We start from the raw sequence: 26,392 nt of genomic DNA, 5'->3' as shown, positions 1-26,392 counted from the left end.
TCATGTTGTTCTGGCTTGATGCAGGATCGAACGACGTCCGCGCAAGTAACCACCTCGAACCTGCCGAGTCACTCTTTGTAGGACGGGGTGCCAGCGGACTGCATCCGCGATATATCGCAAAGCGTAGGGCGCATAACGCGGCAGCGTTATCCCCCGCGAGGCCATCGGCGGATAACCCGTTCCGGGTTATCCGCCCTACGTTCCACCCCCGACAGGTTCCTACCCTGACACCATACACGCGGACCTTGTCCGCGAAATCCTCCCCGTCACGCTGGATTACCCGCCCGCATCTGCCGCGCCAACGCGCCGGGCGAGGTATGAAGCTGGCGCTGGAACAGCTCGATGAACGCCGAAGTGGATTCATAGCCCAACTCGCCGGCAATCAACGTCACCGACTCACCCCGCTCCAGCCTCGGCAGCGCCGCCAGCAGGCGCACGCGCTCGCGCCACTCGCGGAAGGACAGCCCGGTCTCGTCGCGGAACAGCCGCGCCAGGGTGCGCCGCGAGGCACCCACGCGTTGAGCCCAGTCTTCGATGCCCAGACGCTCGCCGGGGTGCTCTTGCAGGTGGTCGGTGACACGTCGCAGCCGGGCGTCGCGCGGCAATGGCAGGGCGAGGCCGGAGTCCGCTGCATTGTGCAGCTCGTCCACCAGCACCTGCAGGAGCCGTGCTTCCGGCCCCTCGTCCGGGTAATCGCGGGGGAACTCGCTGGCGCGCTGGATGAGGTTGTCCAGCAGCGGTGAGATTTCCAGCACGCGGCAGGGACCCAGGCCGGCAGCCAGTTCCGGCGCCAGGTAGAAACTGCGGTGCACCACCAGCGTGCGGGCCCGCGCGCTGTGGCGGACGCCCGCCGGCAGCCACATCGCCCGGCGTGGCGGGATCACGCAGGCGTACTGCTCGGTCGTCGCTTCGAGCACGCCGCTGGCGGCATACATCAGTTGGCCCCAGGGGTGGGAGTGGGGTTCCACCGCATGCCCGGCGGGCATGTCGAAGGCGCGCAGCCAGACCGGCCGGGGCAGGGCGGTGAAGCCGGGAAGCGCCAGAGCATCCTGTCCCGTAGGCGGCATAGCTTGTCTCTCTTGCGGAAGTGGGTCAGTTGGCGCCGATGGTAGCGTCTTCCTCGGTCAAATCCAGTCCGAAGTGGGAGAACCTCATGAGCGTTCATCGTCCGCAACAACGCCTGTCCGTCCTGGACATCCGTCAACGCCGCGAACCCGGCAGCCTGGTCGTGCTGACCGCCTACTCGGCGCCCATGGCGCGCCTGTTGGACCCGCACGTCGATGTGCTGCTGGTGGGGGATTCGCTGGGCATGGTGCTCTACGGCATGCCGCATACCCTGGCTGTCAGCCTGGACACCATGATCGCCCACGGCGCCGCGGTGGTCCGTGGCTCGCAACGGGCCTGCGTGGTGGTGGACATGCCCTTCGCCAGCTACCAGGCCTCGCCGCAGCAGGCGTTCCTCGCCGCCGCGCGGGTGCTCGCCGAAAGCGGCGCGCAGGCGGTGAAGCTGGAAGGGGGCGCGGAGATGGCCGAGACCATCGCCTTTCTGGTCGAGCGCGGCATTCCGGTGATGGCGCATATCGGCCTGATGCCGCAGAAGCTCAATGCCCTCGGCGGCTTCAAGGTGCAGGGCAAGGAGGAGGCCGGTGCAGCGCGCGTGTTGCGCGACGCTGATGCCGTGGCGGCGGCTGGGGCCTTCAGCGTGGTGCTCGAAGGCGTGCTGGAGCCGCTGGCGCGGCAAGTGTGTGATCGGCTGGATATCCCGGTGATCGGCATCGGCGCTTCACCCGCCTGCGCCGGGCAGGTGCTGGTGACGGAGGACATGCTGGGCTTGTCCGGCGAACAGATTCCACGGTTCGCCGAACAGTACGTGCGGGTGGACGAGCTGATCGGCGCGGCGGCCGAACGCTTCGCCAGCGAGGTGCGCGAGCGCCAGTTCCCGCAGGCGCGGCATTGTTTCGGGATGGCGAAGGAGTGAGTTCAGTGCACTGGATTTGACGCCGGCATGGACTAGGCGTCCCCGCCCATCCTACAGACTGACGCCGGAGCTCCCCTGTAGGAGCTGGCCATGCCTGCGACAGCCCTTGCGCCCAACCCGTCCATGCGCGTAGGTGCGGACTTCGTCCGCGATGGCATTCCAGATGCTTCGGTGCCAGCGGCTGGCGCGGACGGTGTCCGCGGATCGCGGGCATGGCCCGTTCCTACAAAGGTGGAAACGACGTAGCTGACCTGTAGGGGAGCCCCATGGGCGCGATCCCCCGGCAAGGTCGGCGTTGGGCGGGTTCGCGAGCAAGCTCGCTCCTACAGGTCTGCTGGAAGCGCCTGGTTGGGGCGGGCAGCGACGCTCTGGGTTATCGGCAGTACGAATTGCACATCGACTGAAGCGTCAGACCCACTCGGTACTGCGCTTGCGGCGCACGCGCAGCATGGTCGGCAGGATCAGCCCGGCCAGCAGGCCGACGCCGGCGATGCTGCCGCCGTAGGCCATGTAGCGCATCAGCACCTGCTTGTTCTCGTCGCCCAGTTGCGCCTGGGTGTCGCGCAGTTTCGAGCGCGCCTCGTTCAGCTCGCTGTCCAGCGCACTGCGCGCGGCCTGCAACTCATCGATGAGCTTCTTGCGGGCATCCAGGGTTTCCTGCATGCCCTGCACGCGGTTCTTCCAGGAATCGTCGATGGTCTGCAGTTGGGTCGTCAGCTCGGTGACCTGCTGCTCTAGCGCGGGCAGACGCTCGGCCTGGCCAGGCTTTTCCTGCAGGTCCTTGCTGGCGATCCACACGCTGTTGCCGCTGTCGCTGCGCACCTGGCTGTAGTCGCCCGAGGTGCTGACCAGCTGGACCTTCTGCCCGGAGGTGAGGGTGCCGACGATGCGGTAGCCATCGGTGGGGCCGCTGCGCACGTAGGTGCTCAGGCTGTCGTTCACCCAGCGCGCGTTGCTCGCCGGTTCCTCGGCCTGGGCCGGGGCGCCGGCTGCCAGCAGGCCTCCAAGCAGGCAGGCACCGAGGGCGCGGGTCTGGAGGGAAGTAACTCGTGCGGGGAAGCGACGCGATAGGGGCATGGGCAATCTTCACATGACTTGAAACGAAACCCGCCTTGCGGGAGCGAAAACGCCGGCCGGGCGATTTATCTGGAACGAAGGGTTCAGAACTGGCCGGTTCAGGGCTGTCCGGGTGGCTAATGGCCAGAATTCCTACCCGGAGGGCCGACAGCACACAGACAGTCGTCGGACGCCGAGAGTTCACCGGTAGGAAAATGCGCGGATGAGTGGCGGGAAAGTTCCACGATGGCCATCAGTGCGGATAACCGAATCGTCATCCTTGCCTCAGCTTCCCGTTAGCGGCGGCCTCATACAGTGGAGTCATTCCCCACACACCCACGAGGTGACTGCCATGAAACTCTCCCGCATCTTCCTGCTGACGGCCCTGCTGGGCACTTCTTCCCTGGCGCTGGCCGATGGCGGCGGCGACATCACCTTCGCCCGCATGGAGCAGGCCCGCCAGCAAGCCATGCAGGCCCGCCAGAGCGCACCCTCGCCGACGCAGATCGCCGAGGCGAAGCAGTACACCTATGGGATGAACCTGGACATCGCCGAAGTGGTGGCAGTCACGCCCCTGAGCAAGGACTGCGGCGTGGTGCCGGTGCAGATGCGCTACAAGGATTCCTTTGGCGACGAGCAGGCCATCGAGTACCGCACCGAGCGCGTGGCCTGTCGCGCCACCCGCTGATTCAGTCGGGCGAACAGGGAAACTTCAGGAGGAAGCGCGTCGGCCCTTCCTCCGAGCTTTGTGCGCTGGCCGTTCCCAGGTGCAACTCCATGATCGAACGCACGATGGCCAGCCCCAGGCCCGTGCCGCCCTGGGCCCGCGAGCGGCCCTTGTCCACCCGGTAGAAGCGCTCGAACAGGTGTTCCAGATGCTCGGCGGCAATGCCCGTACCCGGGTTCTGCACCTGTAGCGTCACTGCCTCACCGTCGTCGCGCACCTGCACGTTGATGCACTCGCCCTCGGGCGTGTGGCGGATGGCGTTGGACAGCAGGTTGGAAATGGCCCGCTGGATCATCAGGCGGTCGCCCACCACCTGGCCCCGACCCTCGATGACGATGCGCAGCGACTTCTCCTCGGCGCTGAAATCGAACAGCTCGGCGACTTTTGCCGCTTCTTCTTCCAGCTGTACCGGCTCCTGCGGCAGCAGTGCGCGCGGGTGGCTGACCTGGGCGAGGAACAGCATGTCACTGACGATCCGCCCGACCCGTTCCAGCTCCTCGATGCTTGCAGCGAGCACGGCTTCGTATTCTTCCTTGTCCCTTGGCCGCGACAGCGTCACCTGCGCCTTGCCCAGCAGGTTGCCGATGGGCGAGCGCAACTCGTGGGCAATGTCGTCGGAGAACTGCGTGAGCTGCTGCACGCCACCGTCCAGCCGGTGCAGCATCAGGTTCAACGCCCGCGCGGCCTTGCCCAGTTCCCGTGGCAGGTCCTGCACCGGAATGCGGTGGCTGAGGTCTTGCGTGGTGACCAGCGAGGCCACCTGGCCAAACTGCCGCAAAGGCTGCAGACCGCGCTTGGCCACCAGTCGCGCGCCGAGGGCGATCAACAGCAGCAGCGGCGGCAGCGCCAGCCAGGCCGAACGCAGGAAGGCGCCGAGCAGGGCGTCGTCGTCACGCCGATCCAGGGTCAGGAATACCCGCAGGGTGTTGCCGTCGCGCAGGCGGATCAGGCTGCGTTCGGTGAGCAGGCGCCGGCCGTCCGGCGAGGTCCAGGCGAAGGCGCGGCCACTGCCGGCGAATTCATCGAGTATCGGCAGATCAGGATTCGGTGCGCTGCTGAATTGCGCCGGCCGGCCGCGCTGCTCTTCGAGGAGTACGGCGCTGAGGTTGTCATGGCCCATCAACTGGTCCTGCAGGGCATGGCCGCGCAGGGGCAGGGCGGCGAGGCCGGGGTCGGCATCCAGCGCATGACGCAGCTGCCCGAGCTTGTCTTCCAGCTCGCGGTGGGCGCGTTGGTCCAGTTGGTGGTCGAGAGCGAGGTAGGCCAGGGTGACCAGCAACAGCGTCAGGACCGAACCGAGCGCGCCGACCCACAAGCCGATGCGCAGCGACAGGCTGGCCGGCTTCATGCGCGGGATTCCAGCACGTAGCCGACTCCGCGCAGGGTGTGGATCAGCTTCTCGGCGAAGGGATCGTCGATCTTGGCGCGCAGGCGGCGGATGGTGACTTCCACCACGTTGGTGTCGCAGTCGAAGTTCATGTCCCAGACCAGCGAGATGATCTGCGTGCGCGAGAGCACTTCACCGCTGCGGCTCATCAACAGATGCAACAGGGCGAACTCCTTGCTGGTCAGGTCGATGCGCTGGCTGTCGCGGTAGGCGCGGTGGCGGCCTGGGTCCAGCTCCAGGCCGCCGATCTCCAGCACCTGGGGCTGGTCGATGCGTTCGCTGCGACGCAGCAGCGAGCGCACGCGGGCCAGCAGTTCGGGGAACTCGAAGGGCTTGAGCAGGTAGTCGTCGGCGCCCAGGTCGAAGCCTTTCACCCGTTCGGTGAGGCGGCCGCGGGCGGTGAGCATCATCACCCGGATGTCGCTGTGCTGGCGCAGGCTGGCGAGCACGTCCCAGCCGTCCATCTGCGGCAGGTTCACATCGAGGATGATCAGGTCGTAGGCGCACTGCCGGGCCAGGTGCAGGCCGTCGACGCCATTGTCGGCGCGGTCGACGACATAGCCGCTTTCGCTCAGCCCCTGTTGCAGATAGTCGGCCGTCTTGTGGTCGTCCTCGATGAGCAGGATTTTCATGGATAGTTACCCGGTAATTACTTGAAGAGTGCTGCGGCAGGCGCAGGCAAGTTCGCCGCGTCTGGGAAAACGGGCGCAGTCTAGAAGCTGTAGCGACTTCAGGGTCAATCGTGGCGATGTCGCATTTTCTACCGCGATCGGCGTTGGGAAAGTTCTGTAGGTGGCTGGTCTGTAAGGGGTTTCAGGAGGAAGAGGATTTCACCGTAGTGGCGCTAATTGTTTCCTGAAGTTACCTGGATAAGCCGTTGGGCCTTTTTAAATACATACAACGGGAACTCGGCCGATGGCCAATTACATGTTTGTAATTATTCAGTCACCTTGTCGCTAGCGAGGCGCACTTAGCTTGCCCGGAGGAAATGACGGCACGCCGTCGAAGTTGACTCCACCGTGTGAGGTTCGCCGTGTTTTCAAGACGTTCTGGATTCGTTCCGCGGGCAGCTCTGCTCGTCTGGCTGTTCTGGCAGATCCCCGCCTGGGCCGAGGCCCGCGAGATCGGCATCGAGGATGCCCTGCAGGCCGCCGCCAGTGGTAACCCCGAGCTGGCCGCCAGTGGCCGCGAGATCGGCATCGCCCAGGGGCTGCGGGATCAGGCCGGGCTGTTACGCAACCCGACGTTGTCCTGGCAGCAGGAGGGCACCGAGTCGCGCAACCGCACCACCACCGTCGGCATCAGCCAGCCGCTGGAACTGGGCGGCAAGCGTGGCGCGCGGGTGGAGCTGGCCGAGCGCGGTCAGGACGTCGCGGCGCTGAGCCTGCAGGCGCGGCGCAATCAACTGCGCGGTGAGGTGATCGCCGCCTTTTACACGGCGTTGCGCGCCCAGGAGCGTGAGCGTCTGGCGCAACAGTCGGTTGAGCTGGCGCAGCGCGGGGTGGTTGCCGCCGAGGGGCGTGTGCGCGCCGGCAAGGCACCGCCGCTGGAGGCCAACCGCGCGCAGGTGCAACTGGCCGAGGTGCGCCTGGAGCAGAGCCGCGCCCGCCGCGAGCGGGCCGACGCCAACCAGGCGCTGGCGACGTTGATGGGGCTGGCGTTGCCGGACTTCACTGGCGTACGCAGCGACAGCGCTCGCCCGCTGCCCGAGTTGCCCAGCAGCAACCAACTACTCGACCGGCTGGGCGACAGCGCGGAAATGCGCCTGGCGCAAACCCGTATCGACGAAGGCGAGGCCGCCGTGCGACTGGCGAAGACCCAGCGTATTCCCGACCTTGACGTCAGCCTGGGCACCCAGGAAACCCTCGACGCCGGCAACCGTGACCGCATTGCGGTGATCGGCTTCAGCTTGCCGCTGCCGCTGTTCGACCGTAACCAGGGCAACATTCTTGCCGAGTCGCGCCGCGCCGATCAGGCCCGCGACCTGCGCAATGCCACCGAGCTGCGCTTGCGCCAGGAAACCCAGCAGGCGCTGCAGCAGTGGAGCACCGCCCAGGGCGAGGTGAACGCCTTCCGCCAGACCATCCTGCCCAGCGCCCAGACCGCGGTGGAGAGCGCCACACGCGGTTTCGAGATGGGCAAGTTCGGCTTCCTCGAAGTGCTCGACGCCCAGCGCACCCTGATCACCGCCCGCGACCAGTACCTGAGTGCGCTGGCCCAGGTCAGCGACGCCTGGGGCCGCATCGAACGGGTCTACGGCGATGTCGGCGCGGCGCGCTAACCGTCGTTGCGCCTGGCTCGGCCTGCTGCTCGTGAGTCTGACGCCATCCGCCGCCGCGCCGACCGCCAGCCTGCCCGTCCATTGGTGCATCCACGACCTCTTCAGCACCCTCCATCACCCTGCGCGGCCTGCGCCTCGACGCAGCGTCGGCGGACTTTTCCCGGAGCTTCCATGATCAAGAAAACCCCTCTTGCCCTCGCCGTGCTACTGGCCTCGGCGCTCGGTGTCAGCGCCTACGCCTGGATGGGCAGCGAACAGGCTGACGGCCCCCATCTCGACGATGCGACCCATGCTGACGGCGAGCACCACGGCAGTGCCGCGCCAACCCGCCACGCCGAAGCGCCCAGCCATGGCGATGGCGAACACCACGCCGCGCAGGAATCTGAAGCCGAAGAGCAAGGCCTGCACCTGAGCCCCGCACAGATCGAGGCGGCCGGCATCCAGCTGGCGACCGCCGGCCCGCGTGCGCTGGACGAAGCCTTCAGCCTGCCCGGCGAAATCGGCTTTGACCAGGACCGCACTGCCCACGTCGTGCCGCGCACGCCGGGGGTGGTGGAGTCGGTGGCGGTGGAACTGGGGCAGAGCGTGAAGAAGGGCGCGTTGCTGGCCGTGATCGCCAGCCAGCAGGTCTCCGAATTGCGCAGCGAACTGGCCGCCGCGCAGCGCCGGGTGGGCCTGGCGAGCAAGACCTTCGAGCGCGAGCGGGAGTTGTGGCAGGAAAAGATTTCCGCCGAGCAGGACTACCTGCAGGCACGTCAGGACCTGGAAGAAGCGCGCATCGCCCTGGCCAACGCGCAGCAGAAGACCAACGCCTTGAGCGGCGTGTCGGCCAGCGCCGGCGGTAATCGCTATGAACTGCGTGCACCTTTCGATGGGGTAGTCGTGGAGAAGCACCTGGTGCCCGGCGAAGTGGTCAGCGAGACCACAGCGGCCTTCACCCTGTCCGACCTGTCGCGGGTCTGGGCCAGCTTCAGCGTGGCGCCTCAGGACCTGGCACGGGTGCAGGTAGGCAAGCCGGCGCGGGTGGAAGCGGCGGACCTGGGCATGCAGGTCGACGGCCGCGTCAGCTATGTCGGCAACCTGCTCGGCGAGCAGACCCGCAGCGCGGTGGCCCGCGTCACCCTGGCCAACCCTGATGGGGCGTGGCGCCCCGGCCTGTTCGTCAACGTGCGGGTGAGTAGCAACGCGCGCCAGGTGGCGGTCGCAGTGCCGGAACAGGCGATCCAGGAAGTGGAGGGCAAGCCCAGCGTGTTCGTGCGCAGCGCCGAGGGTTTCGACCCGCGCCCGGTCGATCTTGGCGCGCGCAGTGCCGGTCAGGTCGAAGTGCTGGCCGGTCTCGTCGCCGGTGATCAGGTGGCTACCGAAGGCAGCTTCATTCTCAAGTCGGAGCTGGGCAAGAGCTCGGCGTCCCACGCTCACTGACGGGGCGCTCCCATGTTTGAACGCATCATTCGTTTCGCCATCGAGCAGCGTTATCTCGTGCTGCTCGCCGTCCTCGGCATGGCCGGTCTGGGCATCGCCAGCTACCAGAAGCTGCCCATCGACGCGGTCCCCGATATCACCAACGTGCAGGTGCAGGTCAACACCTCGGCGCCGGGCTTTACCCCGCTGGAAACCGAACAACGCATTACCTACCCGGTGGAGACCGCCATGGCGGGCTTGCCGGGCCTGCAGCAGACGCGCTCGATCTCGCGCTCGGGGCTGTCGCAGGTGACGGTGATCTTCAAGGACGGCACCGACCTGTTCTTTGCCCGCCAACTGGTCAACGAACGCCTGCAGCAGGCGCGCGAGCAGTTGCCCGAAGGCGTCGAGTCGGCCATGGGGCCGATCTCCACCGGCCTCGGGGAAATCTTCCTGTGGACCATTGAGGCCGAGCAGGGCGCGCGCAAGGAGGACGGCAGCGAGTACACGCCGACCGACCTGCGGGTGATCCAGGATTGGGTGATCAAGCCGCAGTTGCGCAATGTGCCCGGCGTGGCCGAGGTGAACACCATTGGCGGCTTTGCCAAGCAATTCCAGGTCGCGCCCGACACCCGCCGGCTGGCCGCCTACCGCTTGACCCTGGCGGACGTGATCGCCGCGCTGGAGCGCAACAACGCCAACGTCGGTGCCGGCTACATCGAACGCAATGGTGAACAGCTGCTGGTGCGCGCGCCGGGGCAGGTCGGCAGCCTGGAGGATATCGCCAACATCGTGGTCGCCAACGTCGACGGTACGCCGATCCGTCTGCGCAGCGTTGCCGAGGTCGATCTCGGCCGCGAGCTGCGCACCGGCGCCGCGACCGAGGATGGCCGCGAAGTGGTGCTCGGCACGGTGTTCATGCTGATCGGCGAGAACAGCCGCACCGTTGCCAAGGCCGCCGCTGCCAAGCTGGAGGAGATCAACCGCACGCTGCCGGCCGGCGTCAAGGCGGTGACCGTCTACGACCGCACGCAACTGGTGGACAAGGCCATCGCCACGGTCAAGCGCAACCTCACCGAGGGCGCGATCCTGGTGATCGCGGTGCTCTTCCTGTTCCTCGGCAACATCCGCGCGGCGCTGATCACCGCCATGGTGATCCCGCTGGCCATGCTGTTCACCTTCACCGGCATGTTCAGCAACCGCATCAGCGCCAACCTGATGAGCCTCGGCGCGCTGGACTTCGGCATCATCGTCGACGGCGCCGTGGTGATCGTCGAGAACGCCATCCGCCGCCTGGCGCATGCCCAGCAACACCACGGTCGCATGCTGACCCGCAGCGAGCGCATGCACGAAGTCTTCGCCGCGTCGAAGGAGGCGCGCCGGGCGCTGATCTATGGCCAGTTGATCATCATGGTGGTGTACCTGCCGATCTTCGCCCTCACCGGCGTCGAGGGGAAAATGTTCCACCCCATGGCCTTCACCGTGGTGCTGGCGCTGCTGGGGGCGATGATTCTCTCGGTGACCTTCGTGCCGGCGGCCATCGCGCTGTTCATCACCGGCAAGGTCAAGGAAGAGGAAAACCTGCTGATGCGCAGTGCGCGCCGGGCCTACGAACCGGTGCTGGACTGGGTGATGGCACGCCGCGCGCTGGTGTTCGCTTTCGCCGCTGTGCTGGTGGTGCTCTCGGGCGTGCTGGCCAGCCGCATGGGCAGCGAGTTCGTGCCCAGCCTGGGTGAGGGCGACTTCGCCCTGCAATCGCTGCGCACGCCGGGCACCAGCCTGTCGCAATCGGTGGCCATGCAGGAGAAACTCGAGCGCCAGGTGCTGGCCAAGGTGCCGGAAGCGCAGCGTATGTTCAGCCGCACCGGCACCGCGGAGATTGCCTCCGATCCGATGCCGCCGAACATTTCCGACGCCTACGTGATGCTCAAGCCCAAGGAGCAATGGCCCGACCCGAAGAAGAGCCGCGCGCAGCTGGAGGCGGAAATCCAGGAGGCCGCCAACGGCGTGCCGGGCAGCGCCTACGAGCTGTCGCAACCGATCCAGCTGCGCTTTAACGAGCTGATCTCCGGCGTGCGCAGCGACGTGGCGGTGAAGGTTTTTGGCGACGACATGGCGGTGCTGAACCAGACCGCCGAGCAGATCGCTGGCGTGCTGCGCCAGGTGCAGGGTTCTTCCGAGGTGAAGGTCGAACAGACCAGCGGCTTGCCGGTGCTCACCGTGAACATCGACCGCCAGCGCGCGGCGCGCTACGGGCTGAATGTCGGTGACATCCAGGACAACGTCGCCGTGGCCATCGGCGGCCGCCAGGCCGGCACGCTGTTCGAGGGCGACCGCCGCTTCGCCCTGATCGTGCGCCTGCCGGAAAACCTGCGCAGCGACATCGACGCGCTGTCGCGCATGCTCATCCCGGTGCCGGCCCCGGCCAACGCCACGGATTCGCGCATCGGCTTCATCACCCTGGGCGAAGTGGCGCGCCTGGAACTGGTGCAGGGGCCGAACCAGGTCAGCCGCGAGAACGGCAAGCGTCTCGTCGTGGTCAGCGCCAACGTGCGCGGGCGGGATATCGGGTCATTCGTCTCCGAGGCCAGCGGCAAAATCGAGCAGCAGGTGAAGCTGCAGGCCGGTTACTGGACCACATGGGGCGGCCAGTTCGAGCAGTTGCAGTCGGCGGCGCAACGCTTGCAGATCGTGGTGCCGGTGGCGCTGCTGCTGGTGTTCACCCTCTTGCTGATGATGTTCAACAACGTCCGCGACGGGTTGGTGGTGTTCACCGGGATTCCCTTCGCCCTCACCGGCGGGGTGGTCGCCCTGTGGCTGCGGGACATTCCCTTGTCGATTTCCGCTGGCGTCGGCTTCATCGCGCTGTCGGGCGTGGCGGTGCTCAACGGCTTGGTGATGATCTCCTTCATCCGCAGTCTGCGAGAGGAGGGGCGTGGCCTTGACGTGGCGATCCGAGAGGGCGCGCTGACGCGCTTGCGTCCGGTGCTGATGACGGCTCTGGTGGCATCGCTGGGCTTCGTACCCATGGCACTGGCGACCGGCACCGGTGCGGAAGTACAGCGGCCGCTGGCGACGGTGGTAATTGGCGGCATCCTGTCCTCGACCACGCTGACGCTGCTGGTACTGCCGGCGCTGTATCGGTGGATGCATCGGCGGGATGAGGAGGGGCAGGGCGCCTGACTTGGTGCTCCCCCTGCAGGAGCGGGCATTGCCCGCGATCGCGTCCCATGGGGCGCGCCTACAGGGGGCTCCTGCGCTCTGGCCTTGGTTAAGTCCAAGGCAGCGGAAGCCCAGCCGCCGTGTAACCGCACGGTGTAGTGCTTCCTGTAGAAGCGGGTCTTGCCCGCGATCCGCCGGCAAGCCCGACTGTTCTAACGTTTGTGCTTTAGAGCTGGCTCTGTTTGCTTCGCGATGAGTGTTTCTGCTCCGCTTTGGCACGCGCAAACACTCCCACTCTGTCGTCCTTTCTGCTTTGCCTCAGCAGATATCTCTTGCGAAGCTGAGTTGCCTCGCTTCTTGACCCTCGGATGCGTGCGCCTGCCAAGGAAATCTCTCCCGCAACCGTCTCGTACAATACTTGTTACAACATGCGTCGCATGCTCCGAGCCTCTAATAAGAACTCGGAGACAACTGTGAAAATAAAAAGTATTGCAGTGATCGGGGCGCTCGTTGCTGGCGTGGGGATCAGCCAGGGGGTGATGGCCAGCTCGGACTGTGCCGCGTGCACCAAGACCGAGAGCGGTGAAGTAAGGGGGGTTGCCGAGGGCTCGGTAATTTCCTTCAAAGGCATCCCATACGCAGCAGCCCCTGTGGGTGAGCTGCGCTTCCGCTCGCCTCAGCCGGCAGGCAAATGGGACGGTGTCCTGGCAGCGGACAAGTTCCGTTCCACGTGCCCTCAGGTTAAAGACCCTCTGGAGCAGTACCCATTCCCTGGACGGGTTGTGCGTGGCCCGGACGGCAGCGAGAAAGAAATCTACGAAAGTGAAGATTGCCTCCACCTGAACGTGTGGACGCCTGCGGCAGACCAAAAGAAACGCCCCATCATGGTCTTCCTCCCCGGTGGTGCTTTCGTCGTCGGCAACGGCTCCTCCGATTTCTACAACGGGAATCGATTGGCCAGCCAGGATGTTGTGGTAGTTACCATTAACTATCGCGTCGGCCTGTTCGGTTTCATGGAGCTGGGGGCAATCAGCCCGGAGTACGCGGGAAGCGGTAACAATGGTCTGCTCGACCAGATCGCTGCCATCGAGTGGGTCAAGCGCAACGCTGCCTCTTTCGGCGGTGATGCCGACAACATCACTGTGTTCGGCGAATCTGCCGGCGGTGCATCGGTGAACGCACTACTGGCAACCAAGGAACCGTCGAAGCTCTTCAAACGAGCTATTGCTCAGAGTGGGGCTGGCAATCTTATCCATTCGAAGCGCTTCGCCCTTGAAGCAGGCAAAACCATCGTCGGCGCCGGTGGCTTCAAGTCGATAGATGAACTGCTCAAAGCGACCCCGGAGCAACTGCTCGTGGCTCAGGAGAAAGCCTTCGAGGAAGCAGCCATTGGCGACCTGCTTTTTGCGCCTTTTGTTGATGGCCAGGTCATCATCGACGAGCCCAACAAAGCCCTGAGTACGGGTAATGCCAAGGGTATCGATCTGATGGCAGGAGCCACTCAGAATGAGCTGAATTACTGGAGTCTCTACGACAGCAAGCTCCGTAACATGTTCACCGAGGAGACGGATTTTGGCCCGGCCACACCGCCAATTCCGGAGAAATACCTCGCGAGTCTTGAAGGTCGAATTGGCTCGAAGCTGGACAAGCGCTATGCAGAAATTCTGAACACTGACGATCAGAACATCATTCGCCAGGCTCAGAACGATGACTACTCGATGATTCAGCCCATGCGCCGCATGGCCGAACGCCAGTTGAGTCAGCACGGCAACGTCTACCTCTATCGCTTTCAGTGGAAAGTGCCCACTTCATACCTCCCCAGTGGAACGCCTGATCTGGGCGCCGTCCATGCATTGGAGCTTCCTTTCCTCTTCGGAACCATGGATTTGGCATGGGTGCCTGGAGGGGATGCCGTCGAGAAAGAGCAGCGCGCTGTCGATCAGAAGTTGAGCGAGCAGATGATTGCCGCCTGGACAAACTTTGCCAAGACCGGCAACCCCAATGGTCCGAACGTGCCCGAGTGGCCCAAGTACGACACCTCCAGCCGCAGCACGATGGTCTGGAGCGAGGCCTCCAAGGCTGAAGCCGACCCAGAGTCCGAACGCCGGAAAATCTGGGCCAAGGAAGCATTCACCTCATTCCTCTAATACCTACCTGCCGACCAATGTCCCGTCCGCAATTGGACGGGACTCAATAACAAGAAACGGTGCATTCATGAATCGTAAGATCGCTACCTTTGTGGCTGGCTCGTGCCTGCCATTCCTGTTCGCTGGCAACGTCAATGCGGTGCCCTTAGGGGAAGGGTTCGAACTGGACATTGAGGTGGGAGCCGTAAGCGACTATCGCGACAAGGGGATATCTCAAAGCTTGGGCGACCCGGCGATACAGGGCGGAGTAACTCTCACATCACCTATCGGCCTCTACACCGGCGTCTGGGTTTCATCGGTGGACTATGGCGCGGGTGTGGATACCCGCCGGGAGCAGGATTACTACGTAGGTTGGTATGTCCCAATCACGGATGATCTATCGCTGGATCTTGGGGTTCTTCGGTATGAGTATCCCAAGAGCAGTGAGCTGAATCAGACAAGCAGCTACGCAATTTTCCGGTACCTGGGGTTCGAACTCTCCTATCAGTACTCCGATAACGTGCGTGGCGATCAAAGCGGCAGCTACACCTCGATTGCCTATATGTACCCCGTCAACGATTCGACCCGGCTGATGGCGCGCTATGGTGTCGTCGATGCAAAAGACAATGTCATCGTAACTAACAGCGGTAACAGTCGCTCTCGCTACAATGAGGGTGAAGTTGGCATTGAAAAGGACCTCTGGGGAGTCACCTGGAAAGCCAGCTACGTCGATACCGATCTGTCGAAATCGGAGTGTCTCAACACCCAGGGATATGACGACATTTGCTCCGGCAGCGTCGTCATTGGCGTCACCAAGAGTTTCTAAAACTTGGAGCAGGGGGCGAAAGCCCCCTGCTCGCATTCTTGAAGATCATCATGTCGAAGCAAGCGTTGTACGTAGGGCCTGACTGGATCCTGTACGCAGGGCCTGGCGGGTATGACCATTCCGAGATGCTGGCTCCTGCGATTCTGTTGGGTGGACCAGAAGATGTTCTGACATGTTGCTTGCGCGAAGGGGAGGAGCTGTCCTCCATCTGCCTGCTTCATCCAGCAGGGATTTGGAGCTCTGTGGTCGCTACGCGCACCATCGTCATCTATCTGGATCCACTTTCCGCCGCAGGCCAAGCCATACAGCACCGTCCTTGCACGCTCAAGGAAGCACCACAAATTCACAACCGGTTGCTGGAGTGCAATCCTGGCTTTGAAGGCGTTTTCAGTGCGCGGTTGGCGCCTGCTGACATTCGGACTCTTGTGAGTACCGTGAAAGCAGTTGTAGCAGTGAAGAATGAATCCCAACTTGAGGACGAGCGCCTTAAGCTCGTTGCACAAGAGCTGTCCAAGAACCCGGTAGGTAGGCTGGATCTAAGCAGCCTTGCGGCAGTTTGCGGACTGTCGTCGGAGCGGCTGCGCCACCTCTTCAAGAGGCAGGTCGGGATGACCCTATCCAAGTACAAGACTTGGCAGCAGTTGCATGCAATGTTTCGGCACCTGGTGAGTACTCAGGGGCCTGCATACGACTGGAAGCCTCATGAGGCTTTCCTGTCTGCAGGCTTCTATGACGACTCCCACGGCTATAGAACGATCTTCCAGTATTTTGGCACTCAGCGTTCAGATGGCGACGAAGAGCTTCTGTTGGTCAATTGCCTGGGTACAGTGGAAGGCTGCGAGGAGGTCTGAGGGCCTGGTTGGCAGGGCGCATGACGCACCGTGCTCCCTGTAGCGGCGGCATGCGCCCCTACAGCTCAGCTCGCTCGTAGGAGCAACTGTCTTCCTCTGGATAGTCCGTGCCTGTGCTTCCCCCCTCACCCCAGCCCTGGCACGGAGTCTCAGGTAGGAGCGGAGTTTCCATCCACACCGAAATCACGGCGGAGCACGAGCGTAGGATGGCGTGGAGCGCAGCGATACCCATCGATTCCGGTGCACCGACAGCATGGGTACCGCAAGCTTGCGGAACGCCGCCCGACCCATCCTGCGCAAGCGTTTTCCGGGGCGGCGGCAGGGTGCGGTTCGCGAGCAAGCTCGCTCCTACAGTCCAGCTCAAACTCCGGAGTGCCTTTCGGAGGAGCGAGCTTGCTCGCGTAATGTCCGGCTCCCTGCCGGTACAGCTTTTTACGGCGCAAAAAAAAGGCGCCCAGAAGGGCGCCGAGTGTTCCTCTCCCCCCAAAGGGCACGTGGAGCGCCAGGGAGAGGAACGTTGCTGCGGGGAAATCATCACCAGATGCCTTGGGGGGCGGTGATGCCTTCCGTTATACGCAGGGGCGCCTAACGGGAGGCTGAGGCGCAGCTGACAATTCCGTCATCCGCCCGCCAGGCGCAGGTCGTCACAGAATCGCCAGGGGGTATTCGACGATCAGCCGCACTTCGTCCAGGTCCGACTCGAAAGCGGTGGCGCGGGTGGTGGCCTGGCGCACGCGCAGCGACAGGTCCTTCAGCTGGCCTTCCTGGAATACGTATTTGGCCTCGATGTCGCGCTCCCAGCGCTTCTGGTCAGTGAGCGGATCACCGTTGTCGTCGCGGCGCATGTATACGGCGTTGGCGTTGGAGTAATCGGCGTCGGTGCCGCGCGCGTAGCGGGTCATGAAGCTCAGGCCGGGCACGCCGTAGGTGGCCATGTCGAGGTCGTAGCGGACCATCCACGAGCGTTCCTTCGGCGAGTTGAAGTCGCTGTACTGGATGGAGTTGTCGAGGTAGATCGAGTCAGCCTGGCGCAGGTAGTCGAAGTCGTTGTTGCCGTTGTTGCGCTGATGGCTGACGGCGATGCGGTGGGCGCCGAAGTGCACGCCGGCGCTGGCGCTCCAGATGTTGGTGTTGAACTCGCCGAGCAGCTCGCGGCCCTCGTCCTGCGACTTGTAGTAGTTGAAGCCGCCGAACAGCTCCACCGCCTCGCTGAGCGGGAAGTTCAGCGCGGTGCCGAAGTAGTACTGGTTCCAGGCGTCCTTCAGGCGGCTGCTGTAGAGGCTGACGCTGGCGTTGTCGTTGATGGCGTAGTCGCCGCCGCCGTAGGCGAGCCAGGGCGAATCCACCGGGCCTGCGTAGAAGGTGGCGAAGCCGTCGTCCATCTGCCGCGACTGTGGTTGACTCATGGAATGCAGGCGGCCGCCCTGCAGGCTCAGGCCTTCCAGGCTGGTGTTCTGCAGGGTGAAGCCACGGAAGGATTCGGGCAGCAGGCGCGAATCGCCGTAATGCACCACGGGGGTCTCGGGGAACACGTCGCCGACCTTCAGCACCGTATCCCACAGGCGCACTTTGGCGGCACCGCCGGCCTTGGAGTAGTCGCTTTCGGTACGCCCGTCGTTGTCGGTGGGCAATACGTCCACCGAGCTGCCGGCGCCGTTGCGGCCGTCACCGGTGTCGAGCTGGAAACCCAGCATGGCGAAGGCGTCCACCCCGACGCCAACCGTGCCCTGGGTGAAGCCAGATTCGAACTTGCCGATGATCCCGTGGGCCCAGACTTCCGAGTAGCCGTTGCCGCGCGGCGGCACGGACTGCCCGTGGCGGGCGTCGCGGTTGAAGTAGAGGTTGCGGTTGAGAATTTCCAGGCTGGCGCCTTCGATGAAGCCTTCGGCTTTTTCTTCGGTTTTAGCTTCGGCGAGGACGGTCGGCGAAGCGACCCCCAGTGCCAGCAGCGAAGCCGCCAGCGGGATTTTGCGTCGGTTCATGATGTGCTCCTAAGGCAGGATGGTCGGTTACCGCCTGCTGTTGTTGTTTTCGCCCAGGCGTGGCGAGGGCCACGGGCATCGTGTGGGAGCACGGTTAACGGCTGCATGAGCGGCGGATGACAAATCTGTCAGGAGCGGGAAGGGGGGGGCGGGTAGCGCTGGCAGACATACCGATGTCGAATCCAGGCAACTCTTTGGATGGGCCGGTGGCTATGGTGGCGGACCTTCCCTGCAACGACCTGGAGCTGTCATGTCCGACTTCATCACCGTGCTGCGCGACACCTGCCCGACGCCCGTGCTGGACGCCACCAAGTGGCAGCGCATCGGCGGCGATCCGCATACCGTCAACCTCAATGCCTACCTGTCGGCGGACGGCAGCAAGATCATGGGCACCTGGATCTGCACCCCTGGCAAGTTCGCGGTGAACTACGAGAAGTGGGAGTACTGCCACTTCCTCGACGGCTACTGCGTCATCACGCCCGAGGGCGAGCAGCCGGTCCACCTGCGCGCCGGCGATGTGTTCGTCATCGAGCCGGGCATGAAGGGCACCTGGGAAGTGGTGGAGACGGTGCGCAAGTATTTCGTCTTCGCCTGATGCCGGGCGAGATGAGAAAAGGGAGCCCATGGGCTCCCTTTTTCATTGCGTGATGCTTACTGCGGCCCGTCGCTGATCGACCAGCTCACCGCTGATACGTAAGGCGCCAGGGCCAGTTCTCCGACCAGTGATTCCAGCAGGCTGTCCTTGTCACTGGGTGCCAGCACCAGGGCGGCGACCTCCACTTCGCCGCCGGTCTTGCGCGCATGGCTTTCCAGGCTTTGCAGGGCCAGGCCGTTGGCGCTCAGGCGGCGCAGCAGGGTGGAGCGCACCAGCGCTTCCTGATGGGTCTCGGTGACTGCCTGGACGGTGTAGTAGCGCTCGCTGCTTGGCTCGATGGGGGCGTGGCGCTGGATCCAGCGGGTTACCGGCGGCAGCGTGAGGTTGCACAGGACGATCAGCAGAGTCGCCACCAGTGCGGCGGCGAGGAAGCCGCTACCCGCCAGCACGCCCACCGCGCCGGTGCACCAGATCGTCGCCGCGGTGCTCAGGCCGCGCACGCTGAGGCCGTCGCGCATGATGACGCCGGCCCCGAGGAAGCCGATGCCGGTGACCACCTGGGCGGACATGCGCACCACCTGGTCCTCCGCGCCCATGAGGAAGGGCAGGGTGGCGAAGGTGGCGGCGCCGAGGGCGACCAGGCCGTGGGTGGCGACGCCGGTGAAGCGCTGGCGCCACTGGCGCTCCATGCCGATCAGCGCGCCGAAACAGAGCGCCGCGAAGAGGTCGAGGACGATATCGAAGTACATACCTTGGTGCTCCGCGCCAGCCTTGCGCCGGCGCTAGTGGAAAAGGGGCATCGTGCCCCGGGTGAAAATGAACGTGTGGCCAGTCTAACGGGCCTGGCAGCGAATCGGGCTGACATGTCGCAGGCGGGCTGTGACCTGTAGGAGCGAGCTTGCTCGCGAACCGCTTCACGCCGGCGTCGCCGGGAGGGCTGTTCGCGAGCAAGCTCGCTCCTACGAAGAGCGGTGCGCATGCCACGGGTTTATGTGTTCCCGCGAGGATTGGGTAGAGTGGCCATCCCTTTCACCGGAAGAGAGTTGGCGAGATGGTCACCTGTTACCTGCGCTACGTGCTGGACCCATACAAGCTCAAGGAATTCGAACACTACGGCCGGTTGTGGATCCCGCTGGTGGAGCGTTTCGGCGGCCAGCACCACGGTTACTTCCTGCCTTCCGAGGGGGCCAGCAACATCGCCCTGGCGATGTTCACCTTCCCCAGCCTGGCCGACTATGAGCGCTACCGGCAGCAGTCCATGGAGGACGCCGAATGCCAGGCAGCGTTCCGATATGCCGAAGAAACCCGCTGCATCCTCAGCTACGAGCGGAGCTTCTTCCGACCGGTGTTCGGCGACTGATTCCCCTGAAGCGGATTCCGACGCTGGCGTTACGTACCATGGCGGCGGATAACCCGTTCCGGGTTATGCGCCCTACACGCTGGAATCATCGCGGACGGAGTCCGCTCCTACGTATCCGGCCAGCGTAGGAGCGGGCTCCGTCCGCGATTGCCATCCGCCGGCAGAGGAGCAGCTAGAGCGCTCTCCACCCGCCGCCAAGGGCGCGGAACAGGTCCACCAGGGCGATCTGCCGCTGGGTGCTGGTCTCGATGTAGGCCGCCTCGTTGACGAAGTTGCTGCGCTGCGCGTCGAGATAGCGCAGGTGGCTGTCGACGCCGCCTTCGTAGCGAGCCTTGGCCAGCTTCAGGGTTTCGTTGGTGGTGTTCGCCAAAGCCCGGCGCGCGGCTTCTTCGCGGCGCAGGGTGTCGGTCGCCGCGAGCGCGTCGGCCACTTCCCGGAACGCCGTCTGGATGGTGCCTTCGTAGGCGGCCACCGCCGAGTCCTTGCGCACCTTGGCCAGGTCCAGGTTGGCGCTGTTGCGCCCGGCATCGAAGATCGGCAGCGACAGCGTCGGCACGAAGCTCCACGAACGCGAGCCGCCGTCGAACAGCCCGGACATTTCCGCGCTGGAGGTGCCGAAGCTGCCGGTCAGGCTGATGCGCGGGAAGAACGCTGCGCGGGCCGCGCCGATGTCGGCGTTGCGCGCCCTGAGCACGTGCTCGGCGGCCAGAATGTCCGGGCGTCGTTCGATCAGCTCGGACGGTGTGCCGGGAGCGATGTCCTGGATCAGCATGGGCTTGTCCTGCGGCACCTGCGGGATGCGCTTGGTCGCATCCGCCGACCCCACCAGCAACACCAGGGCGTTCAGCGCCTGCTGCTTCTGCCGCGCATTGCTTTCCAGTTCCGCGCGGGACTGCTCCACCAGCCCCAGCGCTTCCTGATAGTCCAGCGCGGTGGCCGCACCGGCGGTGCGCCGCTGGCTGATCAGGCTCAGCGAGTCTTCGCGGCTGGCCAGGGTCTGCTCGGTCAGCTGCAGACGGCGCTGGGCGCCGTCGTAGGTGAGATAGGCCTGGCTGACCTCGGCGATCAACGCGATGCGCGCGCTGCGCCCGGCTTCCTCGGTGGACAGGTACTGCTCCAGCGCGGCGTCGGTCAGGCTCTTCACCCGGCCGAACAGGTCCAGCTCGTACTCGGGCAGCGACAGGCCGACCTGGTAGCTGCTGCTCACCGCCGAGCTGCCACTGTTGGACAGGTCCGCCGGCAGCCGCTGGCGATTGCCGTTGGCGGCGCCGCTCAGGCCGGGCACGCGGTCCGAGCGCTGGATGCGGTACTGCGCGCGGGCCTGTTCGATATCCAGCAGGGTCTGGCGCAGCGAGCGGTTGTTGTCCAGGGCGACATTCACCAGCTCGCGCAGGTCGCTGTCGACGATGAAGCTCTGCCAGTCCAGGTTGCTCGCTGCGGTACCGGGCTGGGCGGCGGGGCCGCTCCAGCTCTGCGCCACGGGTGCCTCGGGGCGCTCGTAGGTGGGGGCCATGGAACAGCCGCTCAGGGCCACCGCGAGCAGCAGCGCGCTGGCGGCAAACGCGGGTTTGCGCAGGGTGGTCATTGCGCGGCCTCCGTGGGTTGATGCGCAGGTTTGGGTTGGCGACGCAGCAGCGACAGCAGCCAGACGAAGCAGATGGGCACGAAGATCACCCCCAGCAGCGTGGCGCTGAGCATCCCGCCGATCACCCCGGTGCCGATGGCGCGCTGGCTGGCGGCGCCGGCTCCGCTGGCGAGCACCAGCGGCACTACGCCGAGGATGAAGGCCATGGAGGTCATGATGATCGGGCGGAAGCGCAGGCGTGCGGCCTGGATCGCGGCGTCGCGCAGGCTGTGGCCCTGCTCCCAGAGCTCCTTGGCGAACTCGACGATGAGGATCGCGTTCTTTGCCGCCAGGCCGATGATGGTGATCAGGCCGACCTTGAAGTACACGTCGTTGGGCAGCCCGGTGACCGTCACCGCCAGCACCGCGCCGAGGGCGCCAATGGGCACGATGAGCATCACCGACAGCGGGATCGCCCAGCTCTCGTAGAGCGCCACCAGCAGCAGGAACACCACCAGGATCGCCAGGGCGAACAGCTGGCTGGCCTGGCCGCTGGCGACCTTCTCCTGGTAGGAGAGGCCGGTCCATTCGTAGCCGATGCCGGCTGGCAGTTCACTCACCAGACGCTGCATCTCGGCCATGGCTTCGCCAGTGCTGACGCCGGGGGCGGCGTCGCCGGAAATACGGATCGACGGGTAGCCGTTGTAGCGCGCCAACTGCACCGGGCCTTCTTCCCAGCGGGTGCTGACGAAGGCGGACAGCGGCACCAGCTCGCCGCTGGCGTTGGGCACGTAGAGCTTGAGCACGGCTTCCGGGGTCATCCGGTCGCCCTGTTCGGCCTGCACCACCACGCGTTGCTGGCGGCCGGCGTTGGCGAAGTCGTTGATCACCGAGGAGCCGAAGGCGGTGGACAGCGCGCTGCTGATGGACTCGAAGCTGACGCCCAGGGTGCGTGCCTTCTCGCGGTCGATCTCCAGGCGCAGCTGCGGCGCCTCGGCGAGGCCTTCCATCATGGCGTAGAGGATCTTCGGGTTGCCGTTGGCCTGCCCGAGCAACTGGTCGCGGGCTGCCAGCAGCGCTTCGCGGCCGAGGCCGGCGCGGTCCTGCAGGCGCAGCGAGAAGCCGCCGGAGTTGCCCAGGCCGTCGATTGGCGGCGGGGTAACGGCCATGATCGCGCCGTCGCTGATGCCGGCGAAACGCTGGTTTACCGCCGCGGTTTCCGCCTCGGCGGACTGCGATTTGTCGCGCACGGACCAGTCCTTCAGGGTCGGGAACGCCAGTGCGGCGTTCTCGCCCATGCCGGAGAAGCTGAAGCCCATCACCAGGAAGGACGACGCCACCGCCTCGCGGGATTTCAGGAACTGCTCCAGCTCCTGGCCGGTGACGTCGGCGCGCGCGCGGGTGGCGCCCGGCGGCAGCTGGATGTCGACGATCATGTAGCCCTGGTCTTCCACCGGCACGAAGGATTCCGGCAGGCGCAGGTAGCTGTAGCCGAGCAGCGCGAGGATGCCGGCGTAGATCAGCATGTAGCGCCCGGCGCGTTTCACCAGCGCGCTGTTGAGCCGCGTGTAGCGCTCGGTCAGGCGGTTGAAGCCGCGGTTGAAGGCGCCGAAGAAACCGCGTTTTTCGTGGTGGCCCTCAGGGACTGGCTTGAGCAGCGTCGCGCACAGCGCCGGGGTGAAGGTCAGGGCGAGGAAGCCGGAGAACAGGATCGACACCGCCAGCGACAGGGAGAACTGCTGGTAGATCACGCCCACCGAGCCGGCCATGAACGCCAGCGGCAGGAACACCGCCGAGAGCACCAGGGTGATGCCGATGATCGCGCCGGACACCTGGCCCATCGCCTTGACCGTCGCGGCGGCCGGGGGCAGGCCTTCCTCGGCCATGATGCGCTCGACGTTCTCCACCACCACGATGGCGTCGTCGACGAGAATGCCGATGGCCAGCACCATGCCGAACATGGTCATCATGTTCACCGAGAAGCCCAGCAGGTACATCATCGTCAGCGTGCCGAGCAGGCACACCGGCACCACGATGGCCGGGATCAGCGTGTAGCGCACGTTCTGCAGGAACAGGAACATCACCAGGAACACCAGCACCATGGCTTCGAGCAGGGTGTGGATGACCTTCTCGATGGCCACGTCGACGAAGCGCGAGGTGTCGTACGGCACCGAGTACTCGACGTCGTCGGGGAAGTTCACCGACAGCTCGGCCAGGCGTTCCTTCACCAGCGCGGCGGTCTGCAGGGCATTGGCGCCGGGGGAGAGCTGGATGGCGCCGGCCACGGTGGGCTTGCCGTCCAGGCGCGCGGTGAAGTTGTAGCTTTCGCTGCCCACTTCCAGGCGCGCGACGTCGGCCAGCTTGACGGTGGAGCCGTCCGGGTTGGCGCGCAGGACGATGCGGCCGAACTCCGCCGGGTCATCCAGGGTGCCTTTCACCGCGAGGGTGGCGGTCAGCTCCTGCTCGCTGCTGCCGGGGGAGGCGCCGAAGCTGCCGGCCGGCACCTGCACGTTCTGCCCGCGAATGGCATTGCCCACGTCATCGATGGACAGGCCGTAGCCGACCAGCTTCTGCGGGTCGATCCACACCCGCATGGCGGCTTCGGAGGAGAAGAACTGCAGCTTGCCGACGCCTTGTACGCGGCGCAGCTCGTTGTTGATGTTGCGCGCGGCGTAGTCGCCCAGGGCGGTCGTATCCGTGCGCGCGGAGCCTTCCTTGTAGTTGAGCGCGTAGATCAGCAGGAAACCGGCGCTGGTCTGCTCGACCTCCAGCCCCTGCGTGAGCACGGCCTGGGGCATGCGCGCCTCGGCCTTCTTCAGGCGGTTTTGCACGTCCACCTGGGCCAGCTCCGGGTTGGTGCCGGGCTGGAAGGTGACCACCACTTCGGCCATGCCGTTGGAGTTGCTGGTGGACTCGAAGTAGAGCAGGCCCTTGGCGCCGTTGAGCTCCTCCTCGATCACGCTGGTGACCGAGTCCACCAGCACCTGTGCCGAGGCGCCGGGGTAGGTGGCGGTGACGGTGATCTGTGGTGGCGCCACGCTGGGGTACTGGGCCACCGGCAGCAGCGGAATGGCCAGCAGGCCGGCCAGGGAAATGAACAGCGCCACCACCCACGCGAAATTGGGGCGCTTGATGAAGAACAGTGACATGGGAAATTCCTCGCGGCGGTCCTCGCCTTACTGGCTCGACGCCTGTTGCTGCTGTTGCTCCTGGGCGTGACGGGCTTCGACCTTGGCGCCTGGCTGCAGGCCGGTGAGGCCGCCGACGATGACCTGGTCACCGCTGGCCAGGCCCTGGCTGATCTGCCAGCGCGAGCCCTGCATGGCGCCGGTCTGCACCGAGCGGGTCTCGACGCGGCTATCAGCGCCGATCACCAGTACGTGGGCGGTGCCGTCGGTGGCGCGCTGCACGGCGCGTTGCGGCACCAGAATGGCCTTGGCGTCGGTGCCTTGCGGCGCGGTGACGCGCACGTACATGCCCGGCAGCAGCAGGCCGTCGGCGTTGGTGAACTTGCCGCGCAGCGAGACCTGGCCGGTGCCACGGTCCACCGAGATGTCGGTGAACAACAGCTCGCCCTGACGCTCGTACTGCGTGCCTTCGACCCGCAGGCTCAGGGCCTGGCTCTGGCCGGCGGCGAGGTTGCCGCTCTTGAGCGCCTCACGCAGGCGCAGGGCATCGGCCACGGGCTGGGTGAAGTCGGCGTAGATCGGGTCGAGTTGCTGGATGCGCGCCATCAGCGTGGCGTCGCCCTGGCCGACCAGCGCACCTTCGGTGACCAGTGCGCGGCCAATGCGCCCGGAGATCGGCGCCTTGACCGAGGCGTAGCCCAGGTTCAGCCGCGCGGTTTCCAGGTCTGCCTGGGCCGAGCGCACCGAAGCCTGGGCGCTGCGCAGGTCGGCGGTGGCGGTGTCGAAGTCCTGCTGGCTGACCGCTTCGATCTTCACCAGCGGCTCGTAGCGCTTCACCCGCGCCTGGGCTTCCTGCTGCGCGGCCTGGGCGCGCGCCAGTTCGCCTTCGGCGCGGGACACGGCGGCCTTCAGCGGCGCCGGGTCGATCTGGAACAGCAGTTCGCCGGCCTTGACGTCGGCGCCTTCCTCGAAGCGCTTCTGCATGACGATGCCCGCCACCCGCGCCCGCACCTCGGCGACACGCATCGGCTCGATACGCCCCGGCAACTCCGAGGTCAGGGTGAGAGGCTCGGTCGCGACCGCCACCACATCCACCGGGCGTGCCATCTCCGCGGCCGCCTGCGGCTCGCCGGATGGTCCGCAACCCGCCAGTGCCAGCGCTGTTACCAGCGCACTGATTGTCCCTACTGCACGCAACCTGCCCATGTTTCACCCGGGGTCTGTCTATCTGGAAAGGTGCGTATGATCCTTTTAAATCCGAAATGAGTCAATAATGTCTCATTTGCTTCTGTGGTGTATAAAATGTGTCATGACCTTTCAAAAGAGAGGTCTTTTTCTGCACAATGAGACGATCCGCCACCTGACACGAGGCTCCGAATGACTCTCTCCGCCCATGATGAACGTCTGCTCAAGGCGCTGGCCGTCGCCATCGTCGACCGCCCACGGGCGACGTTGAAGGAGCTGGCGGAGTCGGCGGGGGTGAGCAAGGCGACGCTGCACCGTTTCTGCGGCACCCGCGACGGGCTGATGACGATGCTGGAGGACTACGGCCACGTGGTGATCCGGCAGATCCTCGAAGCCTCCGGGCTGCAGCAGGCCGAGCCGCTGGAGGCGCTGCGCCGGCTGATCGCCGAGCACCTCAAGCACCGCGACATGCTGAACTTCCTGCTGTTCCAGTACCGCGCCGAGAACTTCGACATGGAGGCGACGACCGAGCGCTGGAGCTACTACACCGAGGCGGTGGATGCCTTCTTCCTGCGCGGCCAGCAGAGCGGTGTGCTGCGCATCGACATCACCGCCGCGGTGTTCACCGAACTCTTCCTCTCGATGCTCTACGGCATGGTCGATGCCGAGCGCTATGGCCGCGCGGCCAGCTCCAGCTCCGCTCAGGTGCTGGAGCAGTTGTTCCTCAACGGTGCACTGGTACAGCCCCAGCCCTGATGGTGCCGTGCGGGGCCAGCGGCTGGC

General features: G+C 65.3%; 20 protein-coding genes. 11 read left to right on the top strand and 9 right to left on the bottom strand.

Translation table 11 applies throughout. The features are described from left to right. Positions 1-266: 266 nt before the first annotated feature. Complete coding sequence (locus tag CTR55_RS17620; RefSeq protein WP_296288118.1) at positions 267-1,067, bottom strand: helix-turn-helix transcriptional regulator; 801 nt, start codon at positions 1,065-1,067, stop codon at positions 267-269. Between the two features lie 86 nt (positions 1,068-1,153). On the opposite strand from CTR55_RS17620, the gene panB reads away from it, so the two are divergent. Next, the gene (panB, locus tag CTR55_RS17615) at positions 1,154-1,978 is read left to right on the top strand and encodes a 3-methyl-2-oxobutanoate hydroxymethyltransferase (RefSeq protein WP_296288117.1); all 825 of its coding nucleotides are present in this window, start codon (positions 1,154-1,156) and stop codon (positions 1,976-1,978) included. A 408-nt stretch (positions 1,979-2,386) separates the two neighbouring features. On the opposite strand, the gene CTR55_RS17610 is transcribed toward panB, so the two are convergent. Continuing rightward, positions 2,387-3,055 (bottom strand): TIGR04211 family SH3 domain-containing protein, encoded by a 669-nt coding sequence (locus tag CTR55_RS17610; RefSeq protein WP_296288116.1) that lies wholly within the window; start codon positions 3,053-3,055, stop codon positions 2,387-2,389. A gap of 331 nt (positions 3,056-3,386) precedes the next feature. Here CTR55_RS17610 and CTR55_RS17605 point away from each other — a divergent pair, with 331 nt between their 5' ends. Continuing rightward, a complete protein-coding gene (locus tag CTR55_RS17605) occupies positions 3,387-3,722 on the top strand; it encodes a DUF2790 domain-containing protein (RefSeq protein ID WP_296288115.1) in 336 nt (111 codons plus the stop codon). Between the two features lies 1 nt (position 3,723). On the opposite strand, the gene CTR55_RS17600 is transcribed toward CTR55_RS17605, so the two are convergent. Together CTR55_RS17600 and CTR55_RS17595 are read right to left on the bottom strand one after the other, a co-directional pair. Further along, positions 3,724-5,109, bottom strand: a complete 1,386-nt coding sequence (locus CTR55_RS17600; protein ID WP_296288114.1) for a heavy metal sensor histidine kinase — start codon at positions 5,107-5,109, stop codon at positions 3,724-3,726. Continuing rightward, positions 5,106-5,780 carry a heavy metal response regulator transcription factor gene (locus CTR55_RS17595; protein ID WP_296288113.1) on the bottom strand — a complete coding sequence of 225 codons (675 nt, stop codon included), beginning with the start codon at positions 5,778-5,780 and terminating at the stop codon, positions 5,106-5,108. Before CTR55_RS17595 ends, CTR55_RS17600 begins: the two co-directional genes overlap by 4 nt. Before the next feature lie 440 nt (positions 5,781-6,220). Between CTR55_RS17595 and CTR55_RS17590 the strand changes: the two genes are divergently transcribed. The 6 genes from CTR55_RS17590 (at position 6,221) to CTR55_RS17565 (ending at position 15,795) form a co-directional block, all read left to right on the top strand. After that, positions 6,221-7,429 carry a TolC family protein gene (locus CTR55_RS17590; RefSeq protein ID WP_296288149.1) on the top strand — a complete coding sequence of 403 codons (1,209 nt, stop codon included), beginning with the start codon at positions 6,221-6,223 and terminating at the stop codon, positions 7,427-7,429. Between the two features lie 171 nt (positions 7,430-7,600). Further along, entirely contained in the window at positions 7,601-8,851 is a 1,251-nt protein-coding gene (locus CTR55_RS17585; protein ID WP_296288112.1) for an efflux RND transporter periplasmic adaptor subunit, read from the top strand. Positions 8,852-8,863: 12 nt separating this feature from the next. Beyond that, positions 8,864-12,013 carry a CusA/CzcA family heavy metal efflux RND transporter gene (locus tag CTR55_RS17580; protein WP_296288111.1) on the top strand — a complete coding sequence of 1,050 codons (3,150 nt, stop codon included), beginning with the start codon at positions 8,864-8,866 and terminating at the stop codon, positions 12,011-12,013. 452 nt (positions 12,014-12,465) lie between these two features. After that, positions 12,466-14,139 carry a carboxylesterase family protein gene (locus CTR55_RS17575; RefSeq protein WP_296288110.1) on the top strand — a complete coding sequence of 558 codons (1,674 nt, stop codon included), beginning with the start codon at positions 12,466-12,468 and terminating at the stop codon, positions 14,137-14,139. 67 nt (positions 14,140-14,206) lie between these two features. Continuing rightward, complete coding sequence (locus CTR55_RS17570; RefSeq protein ID WP_296288109.1) at positions 14,207-14,944, top strand: TorF family putative porin; 738 nt, start codon at positions 14,207-14,209, stop codon at positions 14,942-14,944. Positions 14,945-14,994: 50 nt separating this feature from the next. Beyond that, on the top strand, positions 14,995-15,795 hold the full coding sequence (locus CTR55_RS17565) for an AraC family transcriptional regulator (RefSeq protein ID WP_296288108.1): 801 nt from the start codon (positions 14,995-14,997) through the stop codon (positions 15,793-15,795). Positions 15,796-16,439: 644 nt separating this feature from the next. Here the strand turns inward: CTR55_RS17565 and CTR55_RS17560 are convergent. Next, positions 16,440-17,777, bottom strand: a complete 1,338-nt coding sequence (locus CTR55_RS17560; protein WP_296288107.1) for an OprD family porin — start codon at positions 17,775-17,777, stop codon at positions 16,440-16,442. Positions 17,778-18,027: 250 nt separating this feature from the next. Here CTR55_RS17560 and CTR55_RS17555 point away from each other — a divergent pair, with 250 nt between their 5' ends. Further along, positions 18,028-18,372 (top strand): cupin domain-containing protein, encoded by a 345-nt coding sequence (locus CTR55_RS17555; RefSeq protein WP_296288106.1) that lies wholly within the window; start codon positions 18,028-18,030, stop codon positions 18,370-18,372. Positions 18,373-18,428: 56 nt separating this feature from the next. Here CTR55_RS17555 and CTR55_RS17550 read toward each other — a convergent pair whose 3' ends face one another. Further along, positions 18,429-19,121, bottom strand: coding sequence for an MgtC/SapB family protein (locus CTR55_RS17550; protein WP_296288105.1), 693 nt, complete (start codon positions 19,119-19,121; stop codon positions 18,429-18,431). A 302-nt stretch (positions 19,122-19,423) separates the two neighbouring features. On the opposite strand from CTR55_RS17550, the gene CTR55_RS17545 reads away from it, so the two are divergent. Then, the gene (locus CTR55_RS17545) at positions 19,424-19,732 is read left to right on the top strand and encodes an NIPSNAP family protein (protein ID WP_296288104.1); all 309 of its coding nucleotides are present in this window, start codon (positions 19,424-19,426) and stop codon (positions 19,730-19,732) included. A 172-nt stretch (positions 19,733-19,904) separates the two neighbouring features. Here the strand turns inward: CTR55_RS17545 and CTR55_RS17540 are convergent, their stop codons facing one another. The 3 genes from CTR55_RS17540 to CTR55_RS17530 are packed head-to-tail and all read right to left on the bottom strand — an operon-like array spanning position 19,905 to position 25,630. Further along, entirely contained in the window at positions 19,905-21,308 is a 1,404-nt protein-coding gene (locus CTR55_RS17540) for an efflux transporter outer membrane subunit (protein WP_296288148.1), read from the bottom strand. A gap of 5 nt (positions 21,309-21,313) precedes the next feature. Further along, a complete protein-coding gene (locus CTR55_RS17535; protein WP_296288103.1) occupies positions 21,314-24,445 on the bottom strand; it encodes an efflux RND transporter permease subunit in 3,132 nt (1,043 codons plus the stop codon). 27 nt (positions 24,446-24,472) lie between these two features. Next, complete coding sequence (locus CTR55_RS17530; protein WP_296288102.1) at positions 24,473-25,630, bottom strand: MexC family multidrug efflux RND transporter periplasmic adaptor subunit; 1,158 nt, start codon at positions 25,628-25,630, stop codon at positions 24,473-24,475. A 171-nt stretch (positions 25,631-25,801) separates the two neighbouring features. Here CTR55_RS17530 and CTR55_RS17525 point away from each other — a divergent pair, with 171 nt between their 5' ends. Next, entirely contained in the window at positions 25,802-26,365 is a 564-nt protein-coding gene (locus CTR55_RS17525) for a transcriptional regulator (RefSeq protein ID WP_296288101.1), read from the top strand. The last annotated feature ends 27 nt before the right edge of the window (positions 26,366-26,392 follow it).

This window comes from Pseudomonas sp. (genome assembly GCF_002796985.1).
Taxonomy (GTDB): domain Bacteria; phylum Pseudomonadota; class Gammaproteobacteria; order Pseudomonadales; family Pseudomonadaceae; genus Pseudomonas.
This window is presented reverse-complemented; position numbering and strand designations above follow the sequence as displayed.

Excerpts from the sequence above, each read along its gene's own strand:
- CTR55_RS17610 (WP_296288116.1), bottom strand. The coding sequence starts at position 3,055 with ATGCCCCTATCGCGTCGCTTCCCCGCACGAGTTACTTCCCTCCAGACC.
- CTR55_RS17535 (WP_296288103.1), bottom strand. The coding sequence starts at position 24,445 with ATGTCACTGTTCTTCATCAAGCGCCCCAATTTCGCGTGGGTGGTGGCG.
- CTR55_RS17605 (WP_296288115.1), top strand. The coding sequence starts at position 3,387 with ATGAAACTCTCCCGCATCTTCCTGCTGACGGCCCTGCTGGGCACTTCT.
- CTR55_RS17580 (WP_296288111.1), top strand. The coding sequence starts at position 8,864 with ATGTTTGAACGCATCATTCGTTTCGCCATCGAGCAGCGTTATCTCGTG.
- CTR55_RS17600 (WP_296288114.1), bottom strand. The coding sequence starts at position 5,109 with ATGAAGCCGGCCAGCCTGTCGCTGCGCATCGGCTTGTGGGTCGGCGCG.
- CTR55_RS17545 (WP_296288104.1), top strand. The coding sequence starts at position 19,424 with ATGGTCACCTGTTACCTGCGCTACGTGCTGGACCCATACAAGCTCAAG.
- CTR55_RS17550 (WP_296288105.1), bottom strand. The coding sequence starts at position 19,121 with ATGTACTTCGATATCGTCCTCGACCTCTTCGCGGCGCTCTGTTTCGGC.
- CTR55_RS17565 (WP_296288108.1), top strand. The coding sequence starts at position 14,995 with ATGTCGAAGCAAGCGTTGTACGTAGGGCCTGACTGGATCCTGTACGCA.
- CTR55_RS17530 (WP_296288102.1), bottom strand. The coding sequence starts at position 25,630 with ATGGGCAGGTTGCGTGCAGTAGGGACAATCAGTGCGCTGGTAACAGCG.
- CTR55_RS17595 (WP_296288113.1), bottom strand. The coding sequence starts at position 5,780 with ATGAAAATCCTGCTCATCGAGGACGACCACAAGACGGCCGACTATCTG.
- CTR55_RS17560 (WP_296288107.1), bottom strand. The coding sequence starts at position 17,777 with ATGAACCGACGCAAAATCCCGCTGGCGGCTTCGCTGCTGGCACTGGGG.
- CTR55_RS17620 (WP_296288118.1), bottom strand. The coding sequence starts at position 1,067 with ATGCCGCCTACGGGACAGGATGCTCTGGCGCTTCCCGGCTTCACCGCC.
- CTR55_RS17555 (WP_296288106.1), top strand. The coding sequence starts at position 18,028 with ATGTCCGACTTCATCACCGTGCTGCGCGACACCTGCCCGACGCCCGTG.
- CTR55_RS17585 (WP_296288112.1), top strand. The coding sequence starts at position 7,601 with ATGATCAAGAAAACCCCTCTTGCCCTCGCCGTGCTACTGGCCTCGGCG.
- CTR55_RS17570 (WP_296288109.1), top strand. The coding sequence starts at position 14,207 with ATGAATCGTAAGATCGCTACCTTTGTGGCTGGCTCGTGCCTGCCATTC.
- panB (WP_296288117.1), top strand. The coding sequence starts at position 1,154 with ATGAGCGTTCATCGTCCGCAACAACGCCTGTCCGTCCTGGACATCCGT.
- CTR55_RS17525 (WP_296288101.1), top strand. The coding sequence starts at position 25,802 with ATGACTCTCTCCGCCCATGATGAACGTCTGCTCAAGGCGCTGGCCGTC.